We start from the raw sequence: 3,027 nt of genomic DNA, 5'->3' as shown, positions 1-3,027 counted from the left end.
CAAGAAGACGAGCGAGGCAAAACTCTCGTTCGCGGAGTCTTCTGCCGATGAGGAGACTTCGCCGGTGCGAAAGACATCCGACCAAGTAGTCGGCAGGGCAAAGCGAGGGTCCCAATCTCCGCCGCAACAATTCTCCAACCTTGCGCGCGATCGCCTCCAGCGTGGAGGGCATGTCTTCGACTCGAAGGCATGCTCCGAGAATCGCGAAACATTCCGTGAGTGCGCTTGGGCGTTGCTTGATGGCGGACGGAACACACGCTTGTCCCAGGATGACGTGCTGAGCCACCTCCGGATGGCGACTTTTGCGGTCAATCTGGGGGCGGAGTTCCTCGACGGCGACCAGGTTTTCTTGCGTGAGTTCTCAAGCCGGTGTCTGGCGCTCGAAACGAGATACCCGAGCAACAAGGACATCGCTGCACTTGCCGAGTCGCTGAGCGGCTGGAGCACAAGCCTTGCGAAAGATTTGGATGAGCGTGGCACCGCTCGGACCACTGTCGTGGTGGGGCCGTTCCCGCAATACGGGTCCCGCGATGGGGAGTTGGAGCCGAAGGAGGCCACTCCCAGCATCAAAAAGCGCCGGATTGAGTTTCTCCGAGGTGCCGTTTTCAAAGTGCAGAATTTGAAGGACGCGAGTGCTGCCGATCTGGTTGCCTTGTTGCAAGGCTCCAGAGAAGACGTCGGTCCGAAATACGGAGCTCGTCAGCAACTTCGGCTTTGCGCGCACGTGATGAGGCACCGCCGCGATCTGGGCCCTCAGGAGCGATTGCAGGTTCTCGCTCACGCTGTTGTGGCGATGCGGGAACAACCGAATTTGAGCCTGGAAGACCAAGGCAAGGCCATGACACTGTTCAAGCAGGTCAGACGGTCTCTCGTGGACGGCGATTTCGGCGAGAACTCGGAGCACGCAGCCGCTTGGCTGTACGAGTTCGGGCAGCGAGTGGTGAACTACGGCAACGAGGAAGGGAAGTTGCGGGCGCTGTCTTGAGTTGCGCGCAGCGTCTGGGCCACCTCCGCGAATCCCTTGCCCCGCTCCCCGAGGGTCAGGTACGCCGGCCATGTGTGCAACCGATCCGCGAACTGCATCAGGTTCGCGACCCCCACGCTGACCGGGAAGTGCCCGAACATCGCCTGGTCGTTCGTCGAATCGCCGACGTAGGCCCAGGCGGGGGTCTCGGCATCGAGCGAACGCCCGAGCAACCGTTGCACGATCCAGCGCGCGCCGCTCAGCTTGTCGTGCTCGCCGTACCAGCCGTTGATGTGGATCGAGCTGACGGTGGCGTTCATGCCCTCGCTGCGCATCACCTGCAGCACCGCGTCAATCTGCGGCTGCGTCAGGTGGGCGAACTCGCTGTGGTCGACGGCGATGTCGGTGACGCGGCCGGCGCTGTCCTGCGCGAGCGCCGTGCCGGGCACCTCGTCGAGCACGCGCTGTGCGGTGCGCCGCAGGCGCAGCGTGTTGCGGGCGCGGGTGTCCTCGTCTTGCGCGTACTCGATCTGCAGACGGCCCGTCGCATCGCGGAACAGCGCGACCGCGCCGTTCTCCGCGACGATCGCGTCGATCGGCCAGTCGCGCGCGAACGGCTCGCTCCAGCCCATCGGCCGGCCGGTGATCGCGATCACCGGCAGCCCGGCGTCGCGCAGCGCCTGCAAGGCGGCCAGCGCCTCGGGCTCGATCGCGCCGTCGCGCGTCAGCGTGTCGTCGATGTCGGTCAGCACGCCGCGCACGCTGCGGGCCAGTTCGGGGCTCAGTTCTGAAAGGGGGCGAGGACGGCGCGGGGCGAGGGACATGCCCCGCAGTCTTGCACGACCCGCGGCCAAAACGCACGCAACGCACTGGAATCCGCCCGATCCGGCGACTACAATCCCTGCACTTTCCGAGGAGCGTTGCAAGGCCGGTTGTCGTCACGACAGCCGCCCCAGGCTCGGGAATTCAAATGCAACCGCGCTCACCCGCACGATGGTCCCTCGTGGGTGAGTCATGACATCCCCCCTTTGCCGACTGCGTGCGGGTTCCCTGAACGACTGGAGCCCGACATGAACGCTGTTCTCAAGCCTTCCCAAGACCACGCCATCGCCGACATCTCGCTTGCCGCCTGGGGCCGCAAGGAGATCCGCATCGCCGAGACCGAGATGCCCGGCCTGATGGCCATCCGCGAGGAATTCGCGAAGACGCAGCCGCTGAAGGGCGCGCGCGTCACCGGCTCGCTGCACATGACGATCCAGACCGCCGTGCTGGTCGAGACGCTGCAGGCACTCGGCGCCCAGGTGCGCTGGGCCTCGTGCAACATCTTCTCGACGCAGGACCACGCCGCCGCGGCGCTGGTCGAGAAGGGCACCCCCGTCTTCGCCTACAAGGGCGAGAACTTGGTCGACTACTGGGACTACACCCACCGCATCTTCGACTTCGGCCCGAAGGGCAGCGAAGGCGAAGGCCCGAACATGATCCTCGACGACGGCGGCGACGCCACGCTGCTGATGCACCTGGGCCAGCGCGCCGAGAAGGACATCAGCGTGCTCGACAAGCCCGGCAGCGAGGAAGAGACCTGCCTGTTCGCGAGCATCAAGGCCAAGCTCGCGCAGGACCCGACCTGGTACACCCGCAAGAGCGCGCAGATCCAGGGCGTGACCGAAGAGACCACCACCGGCGTGCACCGCCTGAAGGAAATGAGCGCGAAGGGCACGCTGCTGTTCCGCGCGATCAACGTGAACGACTCGGTCACGAAGAGCAAGTTCGACAACCTGTACGGCTGCCGCGAATCGCTGGTCGACGGCATCAAGCGCGCCACCGACGTGATGATCGCCGGCAAGGTGGCCTGCGTGGCCGGCTATGGCGACGTGGGCAAGGGCTCGGCCCAGGCGCTGCGTGCGCTGAGCGCCCAGGTGTGGGTGACCGAGATCGACCCGATCAACGCGCTGCAGGCCGCGATGGAAGGCTACAAGGTCGTGACGATGGAGTACGCCGCCGACAAGGCCGACATCTTCGTGACGACCACCGGCAACAAGGGCGTGATCCGCCATGAGCACATG

At 65.2% G+C, this 3,027-nt stretch carries 3 protein-coding genes and 1 riboswitch; of the genes, 2 read left to right on the top strand and 1 reads right to left on the bottom strand.

Annotated elements, in window-relative coordinates; translation table 11 throughout:
- Positions 1-985: hypothetical protein (locus AC1D01_RS27620; RefSeq protein WP_477872093.1), on the top strand; the 985-nt coding region annotated here is incomplete at its 5' end.
- Here AC1D01_RS27620 and AC1D01_RS27615 read toward each other — a convergent pair.
- Entirely contained in the window at positions 946-1,788 is an 843-nt protein-coding gene (locus tag AC1D01_RS27615) for an HAD-IIB family hydrolase (RefSeq protein ID WP_477872091.1), read from the bottom strand. The genes AC1D01_RS27620 and AC1D01_RS27615 overlap by 40 nt on opposite strands.
- Positions 1,789-1,870: 82 nt before the next feature.
- Positions 1,871-1,955, top strand: a riboswitch (S-adenosyl-L-homocysteine riboswitch).
- Between the two features lie 79 nt (positions 1,956-2,034).
- On the opposite strand from AC1D01_RS27615, the gene AC1D01_RS27610 reads away from it, so the two are divergent.
- The coding region (locus AC1D01_RS27610) for an adenosylhomocysteinase (RefSeq protein WP_477872089.1) at positions 2,035-3,027 on the top strand (993 nt) is incomplete at its 3' end.

The sequence above is a fragment of the Rhizobacter sp. P3_B12 genome (genome assembly GCF_056402895.1).
This window is presented reverse-complemented; position numbering and strand designations above follow the sequence as displayed.